At 70.2% G+C, this 22,011-nt stretch carries 20 protein-coding genes; 7 read left to right on the forward strand and 13 right to left on the reverse strand.

Going from position 1 to position 22,011, the window contains the following annotated elements:
• Positions 1-143 precede the first annotated feature (143 nt).
• From ACIA5G_RS45895 to ACIA5G_RS45905, 3 genes are all read right to left on the reverse strand, one after another.
• On the reverse strand, positions 144-1,352 hold the full coding sequence (locus ACIA5G_RS45895; protein ID WP_395935373.1) for a cytochrome P450: 1,209 nt from the start codon (positions 1,350-1,352) through the stop codon (positions 144-146).
• A gap of 94 nt (positions 1,353-1,446) precedes the next feature.
• Positions 1,447-2,055, reverse strand: coding sequence for a TetR/AcrR family transcriptional regulator (locus ACIA5G_RS45900; RefSeq protein WP_395935375.1), 609 nt, complete (start codon positions 2,053-2,055; stop codon positions 1,447-1,449).
• Between the two features lie 97 nt (positions 2,056-2,152).
• Positions 2,153-2,998 carry a helix-turn-helix transcriptional regulator gene (locus tag ACIA5G_RS45905; protein WP_395935377.1) on the reverse strand — a complete coding sequence of 282 codons (846 nt, stop codon included), beginning with the start codon at positions 2,996-2,998 and terminating at the stop codon, positions 2,153-2,155.
• Between the two features lie 130 nt (positions 2,999-3,128).
• On the opposite strand from ACIA5G_RS45905, the gene ACIA5G_RS45910 reads away from it, so the two are divergent.
• Positions 3,129-4,136: an NAD(P)-dependent alcohol dehydrogenase gene (locus tag ACIA5G_RS45910; protein WP_395935379.1), complete on the forward strand. Its 1,008-nt coding sequence runs from the start codon at positions 3,129-3,131 to the stop codon at positions 4,134-4,136.
• 410 nt (positions 4,137-4,546) lie between these two features.
• Positions 4,547-5,410, forward strand: a complete 864-nt coding sequence (locus tag ACIA5G_RS45915; protein ID WP_395935381.1) for a lysostaphin resistance A-like protein — start codon at positions 4,547-4,549, stop codon at positions 5,408-5,410.
• A 131-nt stretch (positions 5,411-5,541) separates the two neighbouring features.
• Here the strand turns inward: ACIA5G_RS45915 and ACIA5G_RS45920 are convergent, their stop codons facing one another.
• Complete coding sequence (locus ACIA5G_RS45920; RefSeq protein ID WP_395935383.1) at positions 5,542-6,501, reverse strand: LysR family transcriptional regulator; 960 nt, start codon at positions 6,499-6,501, stop codon at positions 5,542-5,544.
• Between ACIA5G_RS45920 and ACIA5G_RS45925 the strand changes: the two genes are divergently transcribed.
• The 3 genes from ACIA5G_RS45925 to ACIA5G_RS45935 all read left to right on the forward strand — a co-directional run bounded on the left by ACIA5G_RS45925 (position 6,500) and on the right by ACIA5G_RS45935 (position 10,001).
• Entirely contained in the window at positions 6,500-7,255 is a 756-nt protein-coding gene (locus ACIA5G_RS45925; RefSeq protein ID WP_395935385.1) for an alpha/beta fold hydrolase, read from the forward strand. The genes ACIA5G_RS45920 and ACIA5G_RS45925 overlap by 2 nt on opposite strands.
• Before the next feature lie 329 nt (positions 7,256-7,584).
• A complete protein-coding gene (locus ACIA5G_RS45930) occupies positions 7,585-8,001 on the forward strand; it encodes a tautomerase family protein (RefSeq protein WP_395935387.1) in 417 nt (138 codons plus the stop codon).
• Positions 8,002-8,735: 734 nt separating this feature from the next.
• Positions 8,736-10,001, forward strand: coding sequence for an FAD-dependent oxidoreductase (locus ACIA5G_RS45935; protein WP_395935389.1), 1,266 nt, complete (start codon positions 8,736-8,738; stop codon positions 9,999-10,001).
• 394 nt (positions 10,002-10,395) lie between these two features.
• Here ACIA5G_RS45935 and ACIA5G_RS45940 read toward each other — a convergent pair whose 3' ends face one another.
• Together ACIA5G_RS45940 and ACIA5G_RS45945 are read right to left on the reverse strand one after the other, a co-directional pair.
• Positions 10,396-11,793, reverse strand: coding sequence for an FAD-dependent monooxygenase (locus ACIA5G_RS45940; RefSeq protein ID WP_395935391.1), 1,398 nt, complete (start codon positions 11,791-11,793; stop codon positions 10,396-10,398).
• Positions 11,794-12,438: 645 nt separating this feature from the next.
• Positions 12,439-13,083, reverse strand: a complete 645-nt coding sequence (locus ACIA5G_RS45945) for a TetR/AcrR family transcriptional regulator (protein ID WP_395935393.1) — start codon at positions 13,081-13,083, stop codon at positions 12,439-12,441.
• Positions 13,084-13,225: 142 nt separating this feature from the next.
• Here ACIA5G_RS45945 and ACIA5G_RS45950 point away from each other — a divergent pair, with 142 nt between their 5' ends.
• Positions 13,226-14,005 (forward strand): SDR family oxidoreductase, encoded by a 780-nt coding sequence (locus ACIA5G_RS45950; protein WP_395935395.1) that lies wholly within the window; start codon positions 13,226-13,228, stop codon positions 14,003-14,005.
• Positions 14,002-14,478 (forward strand): nitroreductase/quinone reductase family protein, encoded by a 477-nt coding sequence (locus tag ACIA5G_RS45955; protein WP_395935397.1) that lies wholly within the window; start codon positions 14,002-14,004, stop codon positions 14,476-14,478. The genes ACIA5G_RS45950 and ACIA5G_RS45955 overlap by 4 nt, the downstream gene beginning before the upstream one ends.
• 460 nt (positions 14,479-14,938) lie before the next feature.
• On the opposite strand, the gene ACIA5G_RS45960 is transcribed toward ACIA5G_RS45955, so the two are convergent.
• Genes ACIA5G_RS45960 through ACIA5G_RS45990 form a run of 7 tightly spaced genes read right to left on the reverse strand, consistent with a single transcriptional unit; the run spans position 14,939 to position 22,010 of the window.
• Entirely contained in the window at positions 14,939-16,435 is a 1,497-nt protein-coding gene (locus ACIA5G_RS45960) for a cryptochrome/photolyase family protein (protein WP_395935399.1), read from the reverse strand.
• Positions 16,436-16,444: 9 nt separating this feature from the next.
• Positions 16,445-17,698 carry an NAD(P)/FAD-dependent oxidoreductase gene (locus tag ACIA5G_RS45965; protein WP_395935401.1) on the reverse strand — a complete coding sequence of 418 codons (1,254 nt, stop codon included), beginning with the start codon at positions 17,696-17,698 and terminating at the stop codon, positions 16,445-16,447.
• A 2-nt stretch (positions 17,699-17,700) separates the two neighbouring features.
• A complete protein-coding gene (locus ACIA5G_RS45970; RefSeq protein ID WP_395935403.1) occupies positions 17,701-19,080 on the reverse strand; it encodes a cryptochrome/photolyase family protein in 1,380 nt (459 codons plus the stop codon).
• Entirely contained in the window at positions 19,077-20,621 is a 1,545-nt protein-coding gene (locus ACIA5G_RS45975; protein ID WP_395935405.1) for an FAD-dependent oxidoreductase, read from the reverse strand. The genes ACIA5G_RS45970 and ACIA5G_RS45975 overlap by 4 nt, the downstream gene beginning before the upstream one ends.
• The gene (locus ACIA5G_RS45980; protein WP_395935407.1) at positions 20,618-21,355 is read right to left on the reverse strand and encodes a class I SAM-dependent DNA methyltransferase; all 738 of its coding nucleotides are present in this window, start codon (positions 21,353-21,355) and stop codon (positions 20,618-20,620) included. The genes ACIA5G_RS45975 and ACIA5G_RS45980 overlap by 4 nt, the downstream gene beginning before the upstream one ends.
• Positions 21,352-21,672 carry a lycopene cyclase domain-containing protein gene (locus tag ACIA5G_RS45985; protein ID WP_395935409.1) on the reverse strand — a complete coding sequence of 107 codons (321 nt, stop codon included), beginning with the start codon at positions 21,670-21,672 and terminating at the stop codon, positions 21,352-21,354. Before ACIA5G_RS45985 ends, ACIA5G_RS45980 begins: the two co-directional genes overlap by 4 nt.
• Complete coding sequence (locus ACIA5G_RS45990; protein ID WP_395935411.1) at positions 21,669-22,010, reverse strand: lycopene cyclase domain-containing protein; 342 nt, start codon at positions 22,008-22,010, stop codon at positions 21,669-21,671. Before ACIA5G_RS45990 ends, ACIA5G_RS45985 begins: the two co-directional genes overlap by 4 nt.
• Position 22,011 lies beyond the last annotated feature (1 nt).

The raw sequence follows: 22,011 nt of genomic DNA on the forward strand, positions 1-22,011 counted from the left end.
GCGTGTGGGAAGGCCTCGAAGGTGCCGAATGTCGACGCGGGACCGGGGGACGGAGGGCTCATCGGGTGGATCCTTCGTTGATCGGCGGACATCACCCCACGCTAGGTCGACCGGCTGCATCCGGCCACCTGATGGGGCTGGGGTCACCAAGTGACCGGCAGGTCGTGCAGACCGCCGGTGAGCCGCTCGGTGTGCAGGCGCAGCCGGCTGGCGTCGACCGCGAGCCGGAGATCGGGCAGGCGGGTGAACAGCGTGGTCAGCGCCACCTTGAGCTCGGTTCGCGCCAGGCTCGCGCCGATGCAGTAGTGCGCGCCGTGCCCGAAGCTGAGATGGGCCGCGCCGGTGGGCCGGTCGGGGTCGAAGGTCTCGGGGTCCGGGAAAGCCGCCTCGTCGCGGTTGCCGGCGAGCGTGGCGATGACGACCGCGTCCCCGGCGGCGATTTCGACGTCGCCGATGGTGATGTTCTCGCGGGCGTAGCGGGCCAGGCCGAAGTTCTCCGGTGCGGCCAGGCGCAGGATCTCCTCGACGATCCGCGGGCGGCTTGCCGGGTTGTCGACCAGCCGTCGGCGTGCCTCGGGGTTTTCCAGCAGGAGCAGGGCGCCGATGCTGATCCGGTTGACGGTGGTTTCGTGTCCTGCGAAGAGGACGCCGGCGACAACCTGGGTCAGCTCGGCGTCGGTGAACGCGGGATCGTCGCGCTGGGCGTCGACGAGGTCGGTGATGACGTCCGGGCCGGGGTCGTGTCGCTTGACTTCGGCGAGTTCGCCGGCGTAGGCGAGTAGTTCGACGATCGCGGTGAAGGGGTCGTCGCCGGTCATGGTCGCTGAGCGTTCGGACAGGTCCTTGAAGTGGTCGCGGTCGCTGTAGGGGACACCCAGCAGCTGGCAGATGACGAAGATGGGCAACGGCAGTGACAGGCTTTCGTGCAGGTCGACGACCTGGCCCGGCCCGCCCGCAGCGATCATGTCGTCGAGCAGGGAGTCGGTCAGCTGCTGCATCCCGTCCTCGAGGCGTCGCATCCGGCGTGCGGAGAACGACGGCACCAGCACCCGGCGCAGGCGGGCGTTGAAGGCGGGCTCGGCGTCGAACTCGCCGACCGGTCCGCCGTTGAACCCCGAATTGGAGACCCGGGGAGCTGTCTCCGGTTCGCGGTGGGAGCGGCCCAGCCGTGGATCGTTGAACAGCGCCCTGGCCTCGGCGTAGCCGGTGACCAGCCAGGCCGGGTCCCCGGCGGGGGTCAGCGCGCGGGTGATCGGGTGCCGGGCCCGCAGGTCCGTCCAGACGGGACCGACGTCGAGGACCGCCGGGCGATCGAACGGCAGTCGGGGCGGGTTCGTGGTGTCGGTCGTCATGGGCAACTCCGGAGGTGGGCCGTGCTGACCTCCGGCAGCCTAGCGCTAAGTGGCACGCGTTTGTCACTTATCTTGTTTGGCGTGCACGCCCCACTCAGAGCAGGGGAAGCGCCCCGCCGACCTCGCTCGCCCGGCATCCCTCCAGGAGCAGGGCGAGGTACCGGCGCCAGCGCGCGGGCTGCGCGGTCTCCAGGTCGGGCACGGCGAGCATCGTCGCCACGATCATGGCGATGAGCGACGGGAAGTCGCTCGAGTCCAGATCCGGGCGCGCGACCCCGGCCGCCTGCGCCCGCTCCAGCGCCCGGCTCAACGGCTCGACGAAACCCTCGGCCGTGGCCCGGGTGACCAGTGCGGTGTCCCGCGCCGCGGTCAGCAGCGCGGAGTTGGCCGCTACGGTGACGACCGTGGCCTCCAGGCCGTCGGCCAGCGCCTGCCACGGGTCCGGATGGGCGGTCGCGGCCTCGACGACGGGCTGCACCTCGTCGGTGACGTACTGCTCGAACACCGCGCTGATCAGGTCTTCACGCCCGGCGAAGCGCCGGTAGACCGTGCGCAGCCCGACACCGGCCCGAAGCGCGACGTCGTTGACCCCGAACTCGGACCCCTGTTCGCTGATCACCGCGCGCGCCGCGTCGAGGATCCGCTCCTGGTTGCGGCGCGCGTCGGCCCGCAAGCCTGGCGGCGGTCCGGGCGTGTGAGTCATGGCTGACAGGATCCCCGGTGGCTCATCGGCATCGCAAATCCCCAGGGCGATCGGTGACCTTGACGGACGCCTCAGCCGCAGAACGATCTCGGCTCCGTCACCGGTTCGCCGGGTGTACGTCCCAGCTGGCGATCAGCGGGAGCAGGCGAGCGGTGGGTGAGTCCGGTTCCGCGGTGTAGACGACCAGGCGCTGATCGGGTTGGTCCGCGGCGCTGATGATCTCGATGTCGAATGCGAGCTGGCCGGCTTGGGGATGGTCGATACGTTTGGGGACCGACGCGTAGTCGCGGACGGTGTGGTCGTCCCACCACCGCGCCACTTGCGGATCGGCGGCTCTCAGCTCGTCGACGAGGGCGATCAGTCGCTGGTCGAAGGGGCGGCGGGCCGCCTCGCGGCGCATGGCGGCGATGGCCGTCGAGGCGAAGTCGGTCCAGTTGACGATGCGTTCGCGAGCCAGCGGGTCCTGGATGAGGAACGAGAAGAACGAGGTGCCGAGCTCGATCGGGCGGCCCAGGACCGCGTCGAGCAGCGCATTGCGGGCCAGCACCTCGCCCCGGTTGCCCAACAGCAGCACGGGAAGGTGGTCGAGCGCGGACATCACCCGCAGCAGGCCCGGCTCGGGTCGTTGCGGCGCTTCGGTGACAGGGGTGTCTCGCCGGGCGATCGGGTGGGCGAGGTCGAACAGGTGCGCGCGCTCGACCGAGGTCAGCCGAAGCGCGCGGGCGAGGGCTTCGAGGACGGCACGGGAGACATTGCGCTGGCGGCCTTGTTCGAGGCGACCGTAGTACTCGGCACTGACGCCGGCGAGGACGGCGAGTTCGTCACGGCGCAGCCCGGGCACGCGACGCGGGCCGGGGAAAGGCGTGATCCCGGCTTGGGCGGGCGTGATCCGATCGCGACGAGCGCGCAGGAAGGCGCCCAGCTGAGGCCGAACCGGTGGCATGCCTTCACGGTACCGAGGACGAGGCAGGGCTGGGTGGTCCTGCGGTAACCAGGCTCAGCGGGGTGTGGCTGCTGCCTGCTCCTGCCGTCGACGCTGGGGAGACGAAGCCACCGGAAGGAAAGCACTGACCATGAAGCGTTGGATACTGCCGGCAGACGCCACTACGGCCGACCAGCTCAGGTGCGAGGACGCCCCGGCCCCGGAGCCTGGTCCGCGTCAGGTGCGGATCACGGTGAACGCTCTGTCGATCAACGCGCGTGACCGGATGGTCCTGGCCGGGCCGTTCGGACGGACCCCCGGGCGTGATCTCGTCCCGCTGTCCGACGTCGCCGGCGTGATCGACGCGCTCGGCGAAGCGGTCCAGGGCTGGGCGATCGGTGACCGGGTGATGGCCGCCCACGTTCCCGGCTGGTCGGACGGGCCGGCCCCGACGTTCGGCCCGGGTGCGGGCAGCTTCGACGACGACGGTGTCGCCGCCGAGCAGATCGTCGTCGACGCCACCGCCCTGGTGGCCACGCCCGGGAGCCTCAGCGATGCCGAGGCGTCGACGCTGCAGATAGCCGGTGTGACCGCGTGGAACTCGTTGTTCGGCCGGCACCCGGTCCAGGCCGGGCACCGGGTCGTGGTCCTCGGAAGCGGCGGCGTGTCGGTCTTCGCCGCGCAACTCGCCACGGCGGCCGGTGCCCGGGTCACAGCCGCGGTCCGCGCCCACGCCGACGATCCGCGATGGGCCCGGATCGGGGTCGCGGACGTCGTCACCACCACGCCGGGCTGGGGCCGGCGATTCTTCGAGTCGACCCGCGGGGCCGACAAGGTCGTCGACGCGGTCGGCCCGGGCATGGTGCCCGAGTCGCTCGCCGCGTTGCGCGGCAGTGGCGAAGTCGCGGTTCCGGGCTTGCTCGACCTGACGAATCCTGGGCTCGACTTCATGGAGATGATCGCCAAACAGGCCGGCGTCCGCGGCGTCGCGGTCGGCAGCGTCGCCATGCATCGCGACCTGGCGGTGTTCGTCCGGGAGCACGGCATCCACCCGGTGATCGAGCGGAGCGTCGCCTTCGCAGACCTGCCGGAGGCGTACCGCGGTCACGTGGCCGCCGGGGTGTTCGGCAAGACCGTCATCGTCGTGGATCGACCGTGAGCGGTCGACAGCACCAGTGACCTCCGAAGGCATCCGAGAAGTTCACCCCCCCGATCAGCCTGCCTGGCCGGACCACCCGCAGCATCTCGGCGATCGCCTGACCGGCCTTCGAACCGAGTTCACCGGAGAGGAGCACACCAGCCGTCGTCGTCGGCGGCCGTGCCCCGGGTGCCCGGATGTACACCCGTCCGTACACCGCTCGATAGCACGGATTCGGTGGTCGCGGTTGGGGCTGGTTCAGTGACCAGCCCGTTATGCAAGCCGTCGTGATGTGCATGAGGATGTTCCGACAGGGGTGGAGTTGTAGCTCTCTCGGGGACTACGAGTGTCCACCCGGAGGTGACGTCCGAGGGCACCAGTGACCGTAACTTTGTGGCACGAAGTCATTGTGTGCGACCAAAGGACGTGTCATGCCGCTCTTGCCGAACGATTCGACGACCCAGAACATCCCGGTCAAGTCCTCTCTGTTTCGCTTGTTTCTGCTGGGCGTTGTCTTCTTCGGTGTGGTCTTGGTGAACGGCTTGGTGAACGGGGCGGCGGGCACGGTGCCGGTACTCGGGCTCTTCACCGGGTTCATCGCCGCGGCGGGGATCGTGTGGTTCTACCGGTTCGTCGTCCGGAAGGTCGAGCACCGGGAGGCGGCCGAACTGTCGCTACAGGATGTGAAAGGTCCGGGCGGCAAGGGTTTCGCGCTCGGAGCCGGGATGTTCGCGGTCGTCGTCGCGTTGATCGCGGTGTTCGGCGGGTACACCATCACGGGGTGGGGTTCGTTCGGTGGCATGGTGTCGATCTTCGGGTTGATGGCTTCGGTCTCGATCGCCGAAGAGCTGCTTTTCCGGGGTGTGCTGTTCCGCATCGTCGAGAACCTGCTCGGGACCTGGGGCGCGCTGGCGATCTCCGGTGTCCTGTTCGGCGTCATCCATCTGCTCAACCCCCACGCGACGCTGTGGGGGGCGATCTCCATCGCCATCGAGGCCGGCCTGATGCTCGGCGCCGCTTACGCCGCGACCCGGACCCTGTGGGCGCCGATCGGCCTGCACTTCGGCTGGAACTTCGTCCAGGTCGGCGTGTTCGGCGGTACCGCCTCAGGTGGCGACCACGCCTACGCCAGCCTGTTCCAGAGCGTCTCCGACGGCCCGGCCATTCTCACGGGTGGCGCGTTCGGTCCGGAGGCCAGTCTGGTGACCATTCTCATCTGCCTCGTGCCCACGCTGTTCTTCCTGCGCATGGCCCACCGGCGAGGCCACATCCGCCCCCGCGCCGCCCGCGCATGAACAACCACCCGGCTACTGCCTCGGCGTTGCGTGGTTCGAAGGCCCATCGATCAGCTTCGTGAGTGACCTCCGAGGACGGCTTGGGATCGCGATGGGCGCACTGCGAGCGGGAACAGACCCGCACACGACCGTCACGAGCGGCCAATGAACTCGTTGCGGCCTTCGCAGGCGGAGACGAAACGAGCGATCCGGGTCGAGGTTCGGTCCGACATCCAGGCCAGGCGGACTCGGGCCGGAGCGAGGTTGTTGACTCGGATCAGCCGGACCCCGCGGATGGACGGAACTTCTTCCACCATCGGAAGCGGCACGAACGCGATGCCGTTGTTGTTGCGGACGTGCACGAACAGTTGAAGCAGGTCCTCCATCTCCGCGCCGGCCAGGGGTGCCCCGTCCAGCCAGTAGTCGCGTTCCTGCGAGGTGCTGCCGGCCCATCCGAGGACGTGGCACCCGAGCAGGTCGGCGCGGTCGACGACGTCCCGCCCCGCGAACCGGTGGTTCTCCGGCACCACAGCCACCCGCTCCTGGGTGGTGACCAGTGCGGTGTCCAGGCCGGTCTCGTCGAATTCGCCGCTGACCAGGGCGACGTCGGCCGCCCCGGAGCGCAGCGACGCCAATTGCGTACGCCAATGGGCCATCACCGGCTCGACCTGCTCGCCGTGACCGGCGGCGATCAGGTCACCTAGCATCTCGTAGTCGCAGGCGCGTGCGCTGACCCGGAGGGGTGGTGTCTGCGCGCTGGTCTCCCGGGACTGCCGGATGGCCGCGGCGACGTCCTGGTTGATGGCACGCGCCCGGTCGGTCAGGATCCGGCCGGCCGGGGTCAGGACGGATCCTCGCGGCAGCCGATCGAGCAGGGCGACCCCGACGGACCGTTCGAGGGTGGCAATGGCCCGGGTCAGGGCGGGCTGGGTCATCCCGAGGCTCGCCGCGGCGTGCGAGATGCCGCCCTCGTCGGCGACGGCGATCAGGTAACGCAATTGGCGAAGTTCGACGTCTGCCACCCCGCCAGTCTGACATGCCGGTACGGCATGGCTCGGCATACCGGAAACGGCCTGGCCACGGGACGGCGACGGGCGAAGGATCTTGTTCATGACCACAGTTCTCGTCCATGGTGTACCCGAGACCCCGGCCCTCTGGGATGCGCTCCGCCGGCTGCTGCCCGGCGACAGCGTGGCCCTGAGACTCCCCGGCTTCGGCTCGCCCCGCCCGCCGGAGATGACCGGGAAGGATGCGTACGCCACGTGGCTCGCCGACGAGCTGCGGGCAATCGGCGGTGAGATCGACCTGGTGGGTCATGACTGGGGCGGCCACCTGACCATGCGGGTGGTGTCCGCCTTCCCCGGCGTACGCGTCCGCAGCTGGGTCTCCGACGTCGCTTACGGCTGGCATCCCGGCTATCGGTGGCATCCGATCGCGACCATGTGGCAGAAGAGGCCCGACGGTGAGCAGTCCCTCGCCGCCGTCCGCGCGGGCACGCCCGGAACGTTCGGCCAGTTGCTCGGCCCGCGCGGACTGACGGCTGCGGTGGGTGCCGACATCGACGCCGCCCACGACGAGACGATGGACGGCGCGATCCTGGCCCTCTACCGCTCGGCCTGGCCGAACCTCGACGCCGGATGGAGGACCGGGTCGATCGACGTTCCGGGCCTGGTCCTGGTGCCGACCGGCGATGTGCTGGACGGCGTCGACCCGGACGAGGTCCTCATCCAGAACGAGCAGATCGCCCGTACGACTGGCGCCCGCCTGCAAACGCTCGACGGCGTCGGCCACTACTGGATGCTGCAAGACCCCCAACGGGCGGCAGACACCCTGCGTACGTTCTGGGCCGGCGCCGGAAGCAGCTGATCGGCACCGAGGATGGGTCGAACAAGTCACCCGGTCTCTGCGCCGCTACAACGCCCGACATTGTCATTGCCGTAGCCGCGAAACTCACGCCGCGAGACGGTGGGCCAGGCCTTCACCGGCGTGCAAGTTTGCAACACCGGCGTGCCGATTTGCTTCTGTCCGGCCGGCCGAACGTCCCATACAGTGCCATCAGAACCTCCGTAGCAGATGCCGCCAAGGCCGTCAGCAGACGGCCACGCTCTCATTTGCTTGCCGTACCGTTCGACAACTGTACGGCGCAGGGCGTTCCGCAGTCCCTTTTTGGGACGTGTTAGGGAAGGACACCTGTCATGCCACTGGCGAGAATCGACCTCATCGAAGGCAAGTCGGCCGAGTATCGCCGCACCATCGCGGACGTCGTGTACGACAAGATGATCGAGTGCTTGGGTGTGCCCGAGGACCGGTTCCAGACCATCACTGAACACAAGGCGGAGAACTTCCTCTTTGACGCCGACTATCTCAGTCTCTACCGATCCGAGAACTGCATCTTCATCCAGCTGATCTTCCTGGACGTCGCAAGCCCCGAACAGAAGGTCGCGTTCTACAAGGCCGTTGTGGACTCTTTGCACGAGAAACTACAGGTGCGGCCGGAGGACGTCTTCTTCAACCTCATGACTGTCGACCCGCCGGACTTCTCTATGGGTAAGGGCGTCGGCACATACGTCAACGGTGTGCCGACCGACCGTCTCGACCCTGATTCGGTCTGACGGTCGTGCGCCCCGGGACGACGGGTCGCCCTCGAGATAAACCGTCGGCGACGGCCGAGGCGGCTGGGCGGATCACGTGGGATATCAGCGTGGATTCCACGATTGCGCGGGCGCATCAGCATGCGGCGGGTGCGCGGAAAAGGGGGACCTGCAGGCCGAGCCGCCGGGCGGGACCATCGTCGAACCGGAGGATCACGCGTTGAGCCGGTCGCGAGGCGGGGTGACCGCGAAGCTGCATCTGAGGCGTGAGCACGGGCAGAAGCCGTTGTCGATCGTGCTGACCGCCGGGCAGCGAGGCAGCAGCCCGCGGTTCGTTCCGGTCCTGGCCGGTAGCCGGGTGCCCCGAGCAAGGCTGATCAGGACGCGCACCGCAAGGCGAAGGGGTCGAAGGGCGGGCGGCCACCGGCCTTCGATCCTGGGATCTCCAAGCAGCGCCATACCGTCGAATGTGACATCAACCGGCTCAAACGCCACCGCGCCTTGGCTACCCGCCATGACAAACTAGCTGCCGCTACGAGGCCACTGTCCACATTGCCGCGATCAACGAATGGCTCTGACCCACTTCGATACAGGCCTCGGGCCGGCTGCACGATCAGGTTGCCGTCGGCGCAGGTGGTCTGCCCGGCTCCGACGGCAATCCCGGCAATGGCCCGCTGTTGGTGGTGCGATCGCGTTAAGGTGGCACGTTTCCGCTCTCAGCCGGGGTGCCGGCGGATCGGAAGGCGGGGGAGGGGATGGTTCCGTTGGAGCGGACGACGTGTTGTGTGGTCGGTGGTGGCCCGGCCGGGATGATGCTCGGGTTGCTGCTTGCCCGTGCCGGTGTTTCCGTGACAGTGCTGGAGAAGCATCGGGACTTCTTGGACGACTTTCGAGGCGATACGGTCCACCCGGCAACTCTGGACCTGCTCGACGACTTGGGTTTGGGCGCGCGGTTCGCGGCGTTGCCGCGCTCTCAGGTCACTGAGGTGGCTTTGCCCGGGGAAAACGGCGGGCTGCAGCGAATCGGCGATTTTGGTTTGTTGAGCAGGTTTGGAGTCCGTCATCCGTACATGACGATCGTTCCTCAATGGGATTTGCTCGATCTGCTCGCTGCCGCTGGGCGGGAGGAGCCGGCGTTCCGGTTGCGGATGGGTGCCGAGGCGACATCGGTCGTCCGGGCGCATGGTCGTGTCGTCGGCGTCCGGTATCGGACGGCGTCCGGTGTCGGTACCCAGGTCGAGGGGGAGATCCGGGCCGATCTCACGGTCGCCTGCGATGGCCGTCGTTCTGTTCTGCGTGCGGCGTCGGGCCTGCCGGTGAGGGCGTTCGAAGTTCCGTTCGACACCTGGTGGTTTCGACTTTCGCGCCGGAAAGGTGAACAGAGTGGCGCGCTGACCCGCAAGGCCGGTCTGGGGAGCTTCGCGGTGGTCATTCCGCGGCAAGACTACTTCCAGATCGGTTACGTCGCGCCAAAAGGGACCGACGAGCAGTTGCGGGCCCGTGGCGTCGCGGCGTTCCGGGCCGAGGTCGCCGAACTCGTCCCGGAATACGCCGATCGGGTCGGCGAGCTGGTCTCGATGGACGATGTCAAGCACCTGGATGTTCAGTTCAACCGGCTCCGCCAGTGGCACGTTGATGGGCTGTTGTGCATTGGTGACGCCGCACATGCGATGTCGCCGGTCGGCGGCATGGGTGTCAACCTGGCCATCCAGGATGCGGTGGCAACCGCGACACTACTGGCTGAGCGGCTTCGTCACGGCACGGTCAGCGGCAGGGACCTCGCGGGCGTGCGTCGACGCCGGTTGCCGGCGACGTTGCTGGTTCAGGCGTTGCAGCGGATCATGCACGCAGATCTCGCCGGGCCGCTCCGAGCCGGAACGTTGGCCGGCCCGCCGGGGCCGATGCTCGCGGCGGTCCGGCGGTTCCCGGTCCTGCAGGCCTTGGCCGCTTATCTCATCGGAGTCGGGTTTCGGCCGGAGCGTGCACCGGCGTTCGCCCGCCGTGCGCCAACGCCGTCCTGATGCGCCGCTCGTGTCGAGCGCAGGTGGCTCGGCTGAATCAGTTCACCGTCCACTATGGAGGACGCTCCGCGGCTTTCGACTACTCACTCCCACGCTCGAGGTAGGTGTCGGTCTCGCACCCTCCGGTGGATGGTTCGTGGCGCCGGTCAGGGGACCGAACGCCGCGAGGGACAGCGCCTCGTGCAGGCCGGCGATCGACGAAGTCGCGGCCGGCTGGTGCTACCTCGTCGGCCGGCTCGGCCACACGTATGCGGGGTTCGCGCCGATGGAGGGATACAACAGCGACATCTTGTTCGGCCCGGACGGCTTTCAGCGCAGGGCTCACCCCAGGAGGCCGTCGGTCCGGACCCAGCCCAGGGTCTCGACTGCCCATCCGGTCTTGCCCGGTGGGGCGTCATCCGGACAGTCCCGCCTGCACCAGCGCGGCGTGCAGGGTCGCCGGCTCGCCTTGCCAGGCCACATGCGCGTCGGGACGGATCAAGGTCCACGGCACTGCCGCGTCGGCCGGCGGGGCGAGCACGACCCGGTCCTCCCGGCCGGCGATCGCGGGCCGGGCCGCTTCCGGTGCCACGAGCGCGAACTTGCCGTCGCGCAGCACTTCGTACAACCGGTGGGTGTCCTGCAACGCGATGTCCCGCGCCCGGGGCGCCTGGGGATAGTCGATGCCGATGCCGGAGATGGTGCCGGCGGCCTTGCGCGCCACCGGCGGGAGACGCAGTGCGGCGCTGCCCACGACGATGCGGGCCAGCCGTCCGGCCCGCGACTTGGTCGTCGCCAGCCGGATGATGGCGCCACTGCTGCGCAGGACGAGGCGGCCGACCGGGTGTCGCTCTTCCTCGTAGGTGTCGAGGAGCCCGTCGGGTGCCCAGCCCTGCGCCGCCGCCGCGAGCTTCCAGCCGAGGTTGGCCGCGTCCTGCAGCCCGGTGTTCATGCCCTGCCCGCCCGCCGGCGAGTGGACGTGCGCGGCGTCACCGGCCAGGAACACGCGCCCCACCCGGTAGTGCGGCGCCTGGCGTTCGTCGCTGTGGAAGCGGGATATCCAGCGGGTCTCCCGCAGCCCGAAGTCGGTGCCCATTGCGCGGCGGGTCACGGCGCGGATCTCGTCGAGGGTCACCGGTGCGGTGTCGGGCAGTTGGTGGCGGCGGTCCCACGCGAAGATCCGGTACCAGCCGTCGCCGAAGGGGGCGACGAACGCGAACGCGTCACCGACGGCGTTGACCGAGAGCACGTCCTCCGGGGCGTCGGCCAGCCGTACGTCGGCGAGCATGATCGAGGTGAGCACCGTCTTGCCGGGGAACGGCAGGCCGAGGGCCTCGCGTACGGCGCTGTGCACACCGTCGGCGCCGACCGCGTAGTCACTTCGGATCACCGCACTGCCGACCGTGAGCTCGACGCCGCCGGAATCCTGCCGCAGCGCCGTCACTTCGGCGTCGCGCACGATGCGGGCACCGGCGGTGATCGCGCGTTTCTCGAGCACCCGTTCCACGTTGTACTGCGGAGTGATCAGCAGGTACGGGAATCTGGTGGGCAGGGTCGCCAGGTCGATCTGGAGGTGGTCGAAGAGGCGCAGGTGCTGGACCGGCGAACCGCCGGCGATGATCTCGTCGGCCAGTCCGCGGGCATCCAGGTGCTCCAGCGTGCGGGCGTGGACGCCGAACGCCCGGGTCAGGTTGGACTCGGTGCCACGCCGCTCCAGCACGGTCACGTCGACGCCGGCTCGGGCGAGGTCGCCGGCCAGCAACAGCCCGGCGGGCCCGGCACCGACGATCGCGACGGTGGTCTGTTCGATCATGACGTACTCCTGTCTGATTGTCGTACATCGGGCTGCGGGTGCCGTCGGCCGCGGTCGAGCAGTGCCGGCAACGGGGTGGTCGGGTTCACGGTCGCGAGAGTGGACCTGGCGTGCCTCGCCGGGGATGACGACGAGCGTGAAGCTGTCGATCGCGGTGTGGACGATCGCGGTGTGGACGATCGCGGTGTGGACGATCGCGGGTGGGCCGGCGGCAATGTGGTCAGCACGGCAGCCAGTACCAGCGGCAGGTGGGTGGCTGCGATCAAGGGCGTCGTCGCGACCACCGCTGCACCGTGCGGTCGAGCACGCCCACGACGACGACCACCGCCAACAGCACGACGGCCACGATACCGATGCCGTAGCCGGTTTCCTCGGCGACTTCGCGCGGTCGGTGTCCTCGAGCTGCTCGCCCGGATCTTGGTCGCCGCCCGGCAGCTCCCACCAGTGGTGGCCCCGGTCGTCGGGGGCGCGGGCGTGGATGAGGAGGAGCACGACTGTGCCGAACGGCGTTGCGCGCTCCATCCACCGAAGTGCGGTGGCCGCATCGGAGAGAGGGAAGCGTTCATCGAGCACGGGAGACAGCTCGCCCTCGACCGACAGTGTCATGACTCGATCCCACGACCGCGCCTTTGGTGGCGGCGGGACTCAGTCGTTGGTGGACGCCCCCGGTCCGGTCGCGGCGTACCGGGCGGCGATGGTGCGGACGGCCTCGTCGACGACCTGGGTGACGCGTTCCGCGCTCACCTCCCAGCCCGGCACCAGGAGCGCCGGCCAAAAGACGTAGTTGGAGATCATGCCCAGGAACTGGGTGGCTGCGAGGTCCACGTCCTCGACCCGCACCGTTCCCGCCTCGTGTTCGGCCAGGAGATAGTCGCGCACGGACTCGAAGTAGGGCATCTTCCCGTGCGAAAACTGCGCATGGGCCAGCTCGGGGAACCGCGGCAGCTCGGCGATGACGATCCTGAACAGGTCGGTCATCCGAGGACGGCCCAATAGTTCGGCGTAACGGCGACCGATGGTGCCGAGCCCGTCGACGATGTTGCCTGCCGCCGGCGGATCCTGCTCGTCGGCGGTCGACCATGACTCGGTCACGATGGCGTCGAACAAGGCGGCTTTGGTCGGAAACTGCTTGAACAAGGTGGCCCGCGAAACGCCCGAGCGCTCGGCGATCCGCGCCAGCGATGTCCGGTCGTAGCCCAGCTCGAGGAACAGAGCGGTCGCGGCCGCCACGATCAGTGCGCGCTTCTCCTGGGCGACGCGCTGGTGATACGTCGTCACGACCTTGCTCATGGGCCGAGCATACGAGGTGAGTGGCTTGACTCGCCACCACTGCTGACTTACTGTCGGAGTAATGGTGAGTCGATCCACTCACCACCGGTCGCCGTTCATCACCGTGAGCCGGTCATTCACCCGCATACCGGAGGAACACCTGATGCCCCGCTTCGACAACCAGACCGTGCTCGTGACCGGTGGGGCCGGCGGCCAGGGCTCGAGCCACGTGCGCGCCTTTCACGCGGAGGGAGCGAACGTGGTGATCGGCGGCATCAACGCCGAACGCGGCGCCGCTCTCGCCGACGAGCTCGGGCCCCGCGCTCACTTCACTCGCCTCGACGTCACCGACGAGAGCTCGTGGTCCGCCGCTGTGCTGGCCGCCGAGCGTGTCTTCGGCGCCCTGAACGTGCTCGTCAACAACGCGGGTGTGCAGAATCCGCCGGCAACGATCGAGAACACGGACCACGCCACGTGGTCGCGCATCCTCGACGTCAACCTCACCGGGACCTTCCTCGGCATTAAGACCGCGGTTCCCGCTCTGCGCCGCGCGGCAGGGGGAGCCATCGTCAACATCGCCTCGACGATGGGCCTGGGCGGCACGGCGCACTACGCGCCGTACGTCGCCGGCAAGTGGGCCGTGCGAGGCCTCACCCGAACGGCAGCCCTCGAGCTCGGCCGCGACCACATCCGGGTGAACACCATCCACCCCGGCGTGATCTCGACTCCCTTCATCCACGAACCGGCGACCGGCGCGACCGCGGCCATCGCCGACTTCTACGCACCCGAGCCGTTCGCCGTCCCCCGGCTCGGGGAGCCGACCGACGTCAGCAGCCTTCTCCTGTTCCTCACGTCATCGGACGCGTCGTTCATCACGGGGTCGGAGTACGTCATCGACGGTGGACTCCTCCTCGGCCCCGCCCTTCAGGCCCAGACCGCATGAGCACTCCGGACACGACCGGGTCGAATGACTCCGCATGGGACGCGTCTCCATCCCAGCTGCCGAACCGCGTCCGACGAGCCATCGAGATCACCCCCGCCGCGGGCACCAGGGAACGGATCATCGACATCACGACGCTGGGGCGCCGCACCGGCCGAGCGCGCCGCATCGAGATCTTCTTCTACCGAGCCGCGGGCACCACTTACCTGTGTAGCGGCGCCGGCGGTGCCGCTACCGACTGGCATGCGAACCTTCTCGCCAATCCCGACTTCACCTTCCACCTCAAGAATGGGATCCGTGCGGATCTGCCTGCACGGGCCACGCCGGTCACCGACCCAGCTGAACGTCAGGCCGTGCTGGCGGAGATCGTGGCGGATCTCAATCAGCCCCACGACCCCGGAACCATCCGGCCGACTCGGCTCGAAGACTGGGCTGACAGCCGGCTGATGCGCATCAGCTTCCGCCATCAGCCGTGATCGCGGATCCCTACGCAGCACGAATCCGCGACGAACTCGTTCTGCCGCAGGTCGCTCCGGATCAGCTCAAGCACGCTGCTGGTTCCTCGTGTCACCGGTCCGCGACCGCGATGGGGTCCGCAACTTGATTGCGGACCCCAGCTGCGCCGTCTTAGCCGGGGCGGCGCGTTCGGAGTGTCGGGCACGACCGGTAACCGATCGCCGCCAACAGAGAGCCCGAACCCCGCGATCAAAACGGTGTAGACCGACAAGTGCGAGTCGAGCGGAATTCCGTACGCCCTCGTGCTGGGAGGAAGTCCATCACGACTGTGCAAAACACTCGTCGCCGCGCGCATCTGAGCGCGGAGCGGCGCTGGTGGTGCGTCGGCGCTCGCGATGCCAAGCAGAACGGGCGGCGCGCTCGACCAGGTGAACTGGATCTTGCTGTTCACCATGACAGCTGAAGAGGTGCGACGAGGGGTCAGAAATGGTCGCGCCGGGCTTCCCGGGCGACGACCTCGTCGAGGTCGGCCAGCCGGCGCAAGCCGTTCAGCGGCTGCCGCATCCGGTGGTTCCCGCGCAGCCGCTCGGCGTTGCGGTCGAGGAACGCCCAATAACCCGCGGTGAAGGGGCACGCGCGCGGCCCCGTCCGCTGTTTCGGGTCGTAGACGCAGCCGCCGCAGTGGTCGCTCATCCGGTGGATGTACGCGCCGCCGGCGGTGTACGGCTTGGTCCCGACGATGCCGCCGTCGGCGTACTGGCTCATGCCGATCACGTTGGCGGGCATCACCCACGGGAAGCCGTCGACGAACGCCGTGGCGAACCAGGCGGTCAGCTCGGCCGGGTCGTACCCGCGCTGCAGCGCGTGGTTCCCGAGCACCATCAGCCGTTCGATGTGGTGGGCGTAGCCGCGATCGCGGACGCCGGCCAGCGCGGTCCGCAGGCAGGCCGCCTCGACGGCGTCCGCGTCCAGCTCGAGCCACCACGCCGGCAGCTTCCGCCGCGCCTGCAACGCGTTGCGGCGCAAGTAATCCGGGCCCAGGTGCCAGTACAGGTGCCACACCCACTCGCGCCACCCGAGCACCTGCCGTACGAAGCCTTCCACGCCTTCGAGCGGCGCCGTCCCGTCGCGCCACCGCGCTTCGGCCTGGCGCACGACGTCCAGCGGGTCGAGGATCCCGAGGTTGAGCGGGACCGACAACAGGGCGTGCGCCATCGCCCAGTCGTGGGTCAGCATCGCGTCCTGGTGCGGGCCGAACGCCGCCAGGCGGTGGTCGAGGAACCGGCGGAGCGCGCGCTGCGCCTCGTCGTGCCCGACCGCGAACCGGCGCGGGCCGTCGACGCCGACGGGGTGGATCGTCCCCGCACGCTCGGCCCGGTCCAGTTCGGCGCGGACCCGCTCGTCGATCGCGTTCTCCCGGGGCTGCCACGGTGCGGGGACGTCGAGGCGGGTGGTCTTCGGCGGCGGCTCGCGGTTGTCGCGGTCGTAGTTCCAGTGGCCGCCCGCGGGCGAGCCGTCCGGTTCCAGGAGCACCTCGAACCGGCGGCGCTGGTCGCGGTAGAAGTCCTCCATGACGAACCGCGTCCGCCCGGACGCCCACTCCGCGAAGTCCTCTTTGGACCGGACGAACCCCGGTGTGGGCAGGATGGCCTCGACGACGCCCTCGTCGCGCAGCCGCCGGACGAGCGCGTCCGCGGCGTGGGAGTTCGGCTCGTGCACCACCACCGGCCGTCCGAAGCGGCGCAGCCCGGTCCGGTAGTCCGGGGCGTCGAGGAGGGTGACGCGATCCCCGAGGTCCTCGGCCAGCCGGTACAGGGCGGCCTGGACCAGGTGCAGCTTCTGCCGGTGGAACGGTTTCGCGGCGAACGCGGTGGCCGACCGGATCAGCAGCACCTCCCGGTCGTGGTGCTCCGGTGTGCTGTGGAAGTGGGGCCCGAGCTGGTCGGCGAACAGCCACAGGGCCGCCTGTCCTCGCATGCGGCGGCCCTAACGCGCCCCGGCCGGCCGCGAAGCCCCGGCCAAGCCGGCCGAAACGGCGCGAGCGGTGCGCCCGCCGGAAGCGAGCGCTCCCTGCAGCGAGCTGGTGTCCCGGTGGTCTCCGCAGACGTAGATGCCGTCACCCAGCCCGACCGTGCGGCGGATTTCGTGCGGTGGGCGCATCACGGGCAGGCCGTGGGCGATCTCGTAGCGGCGGAGCACCGGCCAGCGGCTCGCGTCCGTGCGGTACAGCCGGCTGAGAGCGGCTCGCACCTCGGTGTCCGGCAGCGAGCTGAGCGCCGACGCGCTGACGAGGACGCGGCCCGCCGGGGCGTAGGTCGGGCACACCTCGCTGAGCACCGCCGTGTTCACGACCGGCCCGCCGCGGGCGTCGACCACGATGACCGGCTCCCGCAGCGGAGTCTCCGGTGGGGTGAAGTACCACGTCGTGACCCCGTTCCAGGCCGGCTCCGGGATCCCGTCGAGCAGGCGGGAAGCGGTGCTGCCGTCGGTCGCCACGACCACCGCCCGCGCACGCCACGTGTCGCCGCCCGCCGTCCGGACGAGTCCCGGCCGGACCTGGTCGACCGGCGTGCCCGTCCGGACGGAACTGGACGGGAGCCGCCGGGCGAGCTGACGTGGTAGCTCGCCCATCCCCAGCGCGGGCAGCGACGGCGCGGAACGCAGGAAGCTGCGCCACACGAGCTGGAAGAAGCGGCCGGACGTCGCCAGCTCCGGCTCGAGGAACACCCCGGACAGGAACGGACGGAAGACGGTGTCCAGCGCGCGCTCGGACACGCCCGCCCGCCGCAGTTCTTCAGCGGTGGAACGGTCTTCGCCGTGGACGATCGCCCGCGCCGGACCGGCGGCGACGCGCGCGGACAGCGCGGCCAGGGCGGCCAGGTCCTTCGCCGAGAGGTAGCGGCGGGCGGCGACGTCCCGAATCGCCTTGGGTGCGTCGAGGGGGTGGCCGAGCAGCGACGGGCGATCGTCGTCGGCGACCCGGACCGCGCGCCAGAACCGCCCGAGCCGCAGCGCATCGACGTCCACGAGCCGCCGGATGGCCGGATAGGCCGGGTTGAGGATCTGAAAGCCCCGGTCGAGGCGGAAGCCGTCGACGACGTCGGTGCGCACCCGCCCGCCGACGTCGTCGGAGGCTTCGAGCACGGTGCACGGAACCCCCGCCCGGTGCAGGTGCAGTGCGGCGGCCAGCCCGGCGAGGCCGGCGCCGACGATCACCACGCCCGTGTCGTGAGTGGCCATCGTCAAGCTCCTCCTCGGTTGTTCGCGCGAGCGTTCTTGAACCGCTCCGCGGCGTCGCGCAGATCGACCAGCGGCCGCGGATACCCGGTCTCCGCGAGTTCGGCGGCGCTCAGCTTCCAAGGTTCGTGGACCGCGGGCCCGCGGATGTCGCCCAGCTCGGGGACGTACCTGCGCACGTAGTCGCCGGACGGGTCGTAGCGGTGGGCCTGCAGCACCGGGTTGAGGACGCGGTTCGGCCGGCTGTCGGTCCCGGTGCCGGCCACCCACTGCCAGTTCAGCTGGTTGTTGGCCACGTCGCAGTCCACCAGCAGTTCGGTGAAGTGCCGCGCGCCCAGCCGCCAGTCCAGGTAGAGGGTCTTGGTCAGGAAGCTGCCCACGATGAGACGCGCCCGGTTGTGCAGCCAGCCTTCCCGGGCGAGCTGACGCATCCCGGCGTCCACGATCGGGTAGCCGGTCCGGCCCGAACACCACGCTTCGAATTCCCGTCCCGGCCGGCGCCACCGGTCCGCGCGGGGGCGGTAGTCCTCGGCGGCGCACTCGGGCCGGGCCGCGAGCACCTGGTGGTGGAAGTCGCGCCAGGCCAGCTGCCGGGTGAACGCCCGGGCGCCCTCGGATCCGGTCCCGGCGCGGTGCAGCAGCTCGGTGACCGAAACCGTGCCGAAGTGCAGGTGCGGTGACAGCCGTGAGGTCCCTTCGCCGGCCATGTCGTCGTGGAGCGCCTCGTAGTCGTCGATCGCCTCGGCCACCCAGCGCTCCATCAGCTCGCGCCCGGCCACCTCGCCGCCCCGGGCGAGGTCGGGCGAGCGGTCCCCGGCGCGGATCCGGTCCGGCGTCGGCAGGGCCGCGGAACGGAGGCGGGGCACGGTGAGCCGCCGGGGCGGCCGCAGGACACCCCGCTTCGGTGCACCGGACCACTTGCGGAAGTACGGCGTGAACACCGCGAAGTGGTCGCTGCCACCGGACGGCGTCACCGAACGCGGTGCGACCGCCGTGATGGACGCGTCGTGGACGTGCAATGCGACGCCTTCGCGTCCGAGCGCCTCGCGAAGAGCGTCTTCGCGGCGGCGTGCGAAGCCGCTGACGTCGGCCGCGACGTGGACCTCGCCGACCGCGTGGTCGCGGACCAGGCGCAGCACCTCGCCGACCACCGCGCCCCGGCGCAGGACGAGGTGGCCGCCGAGTCCGCGGAGCCCGGCGTCGAGGTCCTTCAGGCTGTCGGCGAGGAAGGCCGCCCGGTTGGGGCGGTTGAACGGGCGGGTCGTGATCGCGTCGTCGAGCACGAACAGCGGGATGCACCGGCCCGCCGCGGCGGCGGCGTGCAGGACGGGGTTGTCGTGCACCCGCAAGTCCCGGGTGAACAGGGCGATCGAGGCGCTCGTCATCGAGTGTCCTTCGTCCGGGCGGCGAGGCGGTTGAGCAGGCCGAGGCGGCCCCGGTTGGGCACCGAACGGAGGGGGTGGCCCGCGACGCCCCAGCCGGTCAGCAGCCGGTTCGCGGCGGTCCAGCCGGTGGTCGCCGCGCGTTCCATCAACGCGACCGGCAGGTCGACCCGGACGCCGTCGCCGGCGAGCACCAGGCCCGGGGTCGTGGTGGTCACCGTCGGCCTGCTCGCGAAGGAACCCACGCCGAACAGCGGGCAGTCTTCCCGCCACACCGTGATGTCGTCGACGGTGCGGGCCGCCGCGGTTTCCGGGTAGATCTCGTGCAGGCGTTCGTCCAGCTGCTTCGCCAGACTGTCCACATCGGACGTCGTGGCGGCGTAGGCGTGCAGTTCGACCACGGAGCCGCCCGTGTTCCGCGCCCAGCGGCGGGCTTCGCCCTCGAACCGGTCTAGGACGCTGATGTTGTCCAGCGGGACCAGGCTGCCGGTACCGAGGAAAGCCGGCCGCTCCGGCCGCAGCGGCCGGTCGAGCCACAACCGGCGGACGAGGAACCCCGGTGCCGGCCGGAGCCCGGCGATCGAGGAGCGCCACGCCGGAGTGCCGAGCGCGGGCGAGGCGTCGACGATCGCCTGGAGACCGCGCAGGTCGCACGCCAGCACGACCGCGTCGAACTCCTCCGCCGGTCCCTGTGCGGTGGTCACGTGGAACACGCCACGGCGGCGGTCGATCGTTTCGACGGTGCTGCCGGTGCGGATGTCCGTCCGCCGGCCGGCCAGGTAGTCCGCCAACGGCGACCAGAGAGCCTGGGGGAAGGGCTCGGTCGGCACGTCGAAGACCAGGCCCTCGCTCGAGCCGAGGAAGTAGATGTGGAACATCGCGGCGAGTTCCGCGGCCGACAGGTCGCGGGGATCGGCGAAGAAGCTCCGGGAGAAGACCTCGAACGCGAGGTGCTTGGCCGCGGCCGGGAACTTCAGCCGGTCGAGGAAGGCGGCGGCGTCGAGGTGGTCGAGGCGGTCGTAGACGCCGGGGACGTCGACGGTGGCCAGGGGCAGCGCGGCGCGCGGGTCGAGGGCCAGCAGGTCGCGGGGCCGGAAAGTGGGGCTGCGCCAGGCGAACGCGAGCGCGTTCAGCGGCGGCGTCCGCGGCAGCCCGGCGAAGGTGTCGGTGCGGCCGTGGGCGTCGAGCAGGGGGTAGTCCTCGAGCGGTGTGAGCCGGTCCAGCCGAGGGTCGGTGCGCCGCAGCAGCGCGCGCAGGTTGTAGTACTGCCGGAAGAACGCGTGGAAGCCCCGGCTCATGGTGACGCCGGTTCCGTCGGCCAGCCGGGCGGGCCAGCCACCGACCCGGCCGCCGAGATACGTTTCCCGCTCGTGGATCGTCACGTCGGCCCCGCGTTCGGCGAGGCCGGTCGCCGCGGTCAGCCCGGCGATGCCCCCGCCGATGACCGCCACCTTCGGCCGCCGGTCCAGCCGGTCGGCCGACGGCAGCCCGGCCGGCGCGGGATGGTGCGCGATCCTGCGGTCGCGGCCGAGAGGTGCGCTCACACCGCCGCCCGGGATTTGCGGCCGAGGAACGTGTGCACGATCCCGTGCTGCCAGCCGGACATCGTCGCCGAGCGCACGTCGGTGAATCCCGCGGCGCCGAGACGGCCGAGCAGCGCGCCGACGCCGTCGAAGCCGAGCACACTGCGCCGCAGGTGCCGGTAGAGCGTCGCGTCGCCGGTGGTGAACCGGCCCAGCGGGATGATGATCGTGGCGCACACGACGTTCCAGACGAGCCTGGCCCGCGCCGAGTCGGCCACCGAGTACTCGTGCAGGGCGATCGGAGCGCCGGGGCCGAGCAGCGCGCCGAGACCGCGCAGCCCGGCGTCCGGATCGGCGAGGTTGCGCACCAGGTAGGCCGCGAGGATGGCGTCGAACGGGCCGGTGATCCCCGAGCCGCCCAGGTCCTCGACCGTGGTGTGCACGAACTCGACCGGTTTCGGCCAGCGCTTGCGCCGGGCTTGCGCGAGCATCTCCGCCGAGGCGTCGAAGGCGGTGACGTCGGCGGCCGGGTAGACCTCGAGCAGGGCCGCGGTCGACGCGCCGGTGCCGCAGCCCGCGTCGAGGATGCGCAACCCGGCGCCGGCACCGGGCAGGCCGAGCCGCCGGGCCGACCACCGGAGGTGCTTGTGGTAACCGGGGTTGGCGCCGACCAGGCGGTCGTAGGACGCGGCTTCGGTGTCGAAGGCCGCCGGGACCTGGGCGCGGGGCAGGCCGTCTTCCGACAGGGAGCTCATCGGGTGTCCTCTTTCCGTGCCGCGCGCTCCCACATCAGCAGGACCGCGGTCACCAGGGCGAAGCCGAACAGGAAGTCCTCGACCGGGATGTCCCAGGGGAAGCGGATCCCGGTGATGTGCCGGGGGTCGTACCGCACGATGGCGTGGGACAGCTTGGTCAGCCAGCCGTCCACCGGGATCTGGAAGCCGGTCACGATGACGATGGCCGCCCAGTAGGCGGGTTTGCGGAACAGCCCGGTCCGCAGGACGCGGAGTTCGAGGGCGACGACCGCGACCACGGCGAGCACGGCGGGCACCGTGTAGCCCCACGGGATCACCGCCGCACCCGCCTCGAGGAGAGACGCCGCACCACCGGAACGATCAGGCCGACCGCCTCGTAGGTGAGGATCCCGCAGATCGGGATGACGACGAAGAAGAGCACCTCTTCGAGCGGGATGCCGAACGGGGCGAGGATCCCGGTGAGGCTCTCCGGCGCGTAGTCCCAGACACCGCGGGCGATGGCGATCCCGTCCCACACCAGGAAGACGAGCGCCACGGGCAGGATCGCGCGCACGAGCCGGCCCGGCCGCCGGTACACCCGGGCGCCCGCCAGCTCGAGTGGCAGCGTGACGAGGACGCACAGGCCGAGGACGGCGAGGTATTCGAGCTTGCCCATG

Origin of the sequence: Amycolatopsis sp. NPDC051758 (genome assembly GCF_044453095.1) — a bacterium.
Taxonomy (GTDB): domain Bacteria; phylum Actinomycetota; class Actinomycetes; order Mycobacteriales; family Pseudonocardiaceae; genus Amycolatopsis.

Bases quoted from the DNA above. Each gene is read 5' to 3' on its own strand.
- ACIA5G_RS45895 (WP_395935373.1), bottom strand. From the start codon at position 1,352: ATGACGACCGACACCACGAACCCGCCCCGACTGCCGTTCGATCGCCCG.
- ACIA5G_RS45900 (WP_395935375.1), bottom strand. From the start codon at position 2,055: ATGACTCACACGCCCGGACCGCCGCCAGGCTTGCGGGCCGACGCGCGC.
- ACIA5G_RS45905 (WP_395935377.1), bottom strand. From the start codon at position 2,998: ATGCCACCGGTTCGGCCTCAGCTGGGCGCCTTCCTGCGCGCTCGTCGC.
- ACIA5G_RS45910 (WP_395935379.1), top strand. From the start codon at position 3,129: ATGAAGCGTTGGATACTGCCGGCAGACGCCACTACGGCCGACCAGCTC.
- ACIA5G_RS45915 (WP_395935381.1), top strand. From the start codon at position 4,547: ATGCCGCTCTTGCCGAACGATTCGACGACCCAGAACATCCCGGTCAAG.
- ACIA5G_RS45925 (WP_395935385.1), top strand. From the start codon at position 6,500: ATGACCACAGTTCTCGTCCATGGTGTACCCGAGACCCCGGCCCTCTGG.
- ACIA5G_RS45920 (WP_395935383.1), bottom strand. From the start codon at position 6,501: ATGAACAAGATCCTTCGCCCGTCGCCGTCCCGTGGCCAGGCCGTTTCC.
- ACIA5G_RS45930 (WP_395935387.1), top strand. From the start codon at position 7,585: ATGCCACTGGCGAGAATCGACCTCATCGAAGGCAAGTCGGCCGAGTAT.
- ACIA5G_RS45935 (WP_395935389.1), top strand. From the start codon at position 8,736: ATGGTTCCGTTGGAGCGGACGACGTGTTGTGTGGTCGGTGGTGGCCCG.
- ACIA5G_RS45940 (WP_395935391.1), bottom strand. From the start codon at position 11,793: ATGATCGAACAGACCACCGTCGCGATCGTCGGTGCCGGGCCCGCCGGG.
- ACIA5G_RS45945 (WP_395935393.1), bottom strand. From the start codon at position 13,083: ATGAGCAAGGTCGTGACGACGTATCACCAGCGCGTCGCCCAGGAGAAG.
- ACIA5G_RS45950 (WP_395935395.1), top strand. From the start codon at position 13,226: ATGCCCCGCTTCGACAACCAGACCGTGCTCGTGACCGGTGGGGCCGGC.
- ACIA5G_RS45955 (WP_395935397.1), top strand. From the start codon at position 14,002: ATGAGCACTCCGGACACGACCGGGTCGAATGACTCCGCATGGGACGCG.
- ACIA5G_RS45960 (WP_395935399.1), bottom strand. From the start codon at position 16,435: ATGCGAGGACAGGCGGCCCTGTGGCTGTTCGCCGACCAGCTCGGGCCC.
- ACIA5G_RS45965 (WP_395935401.1), bottom strand. From the start codon at position 17,698: ATGGCCACTCACGACACGGGCGTGGTGATCGTCGGCGCCGGCCTCGCC.
- ACIA5G_RS45970 (WP_395935403.1), bottom strand. From the start codon at position 19,080: ATGACGAGCGCCTCGATCGCCCTGTTCACCCGGGACTTGCGGGTGCAC.
- ACIA5G_RS45980 (WP_395935407.1), bottom strand. From the start codon at position 21,355: ATGAGCTCCCTGTCGGAAGACGGCCTGCCCCGCGCCCAGGTCCCGGCG.
- ACIA5G_RS45990 (WP_395935411.1), bottom strand. From the start codon at position 22,010: ATGGGCAAGCTCGAATACCTCGCCGTCCTCGGCCTGTGCGTCCTCGTC.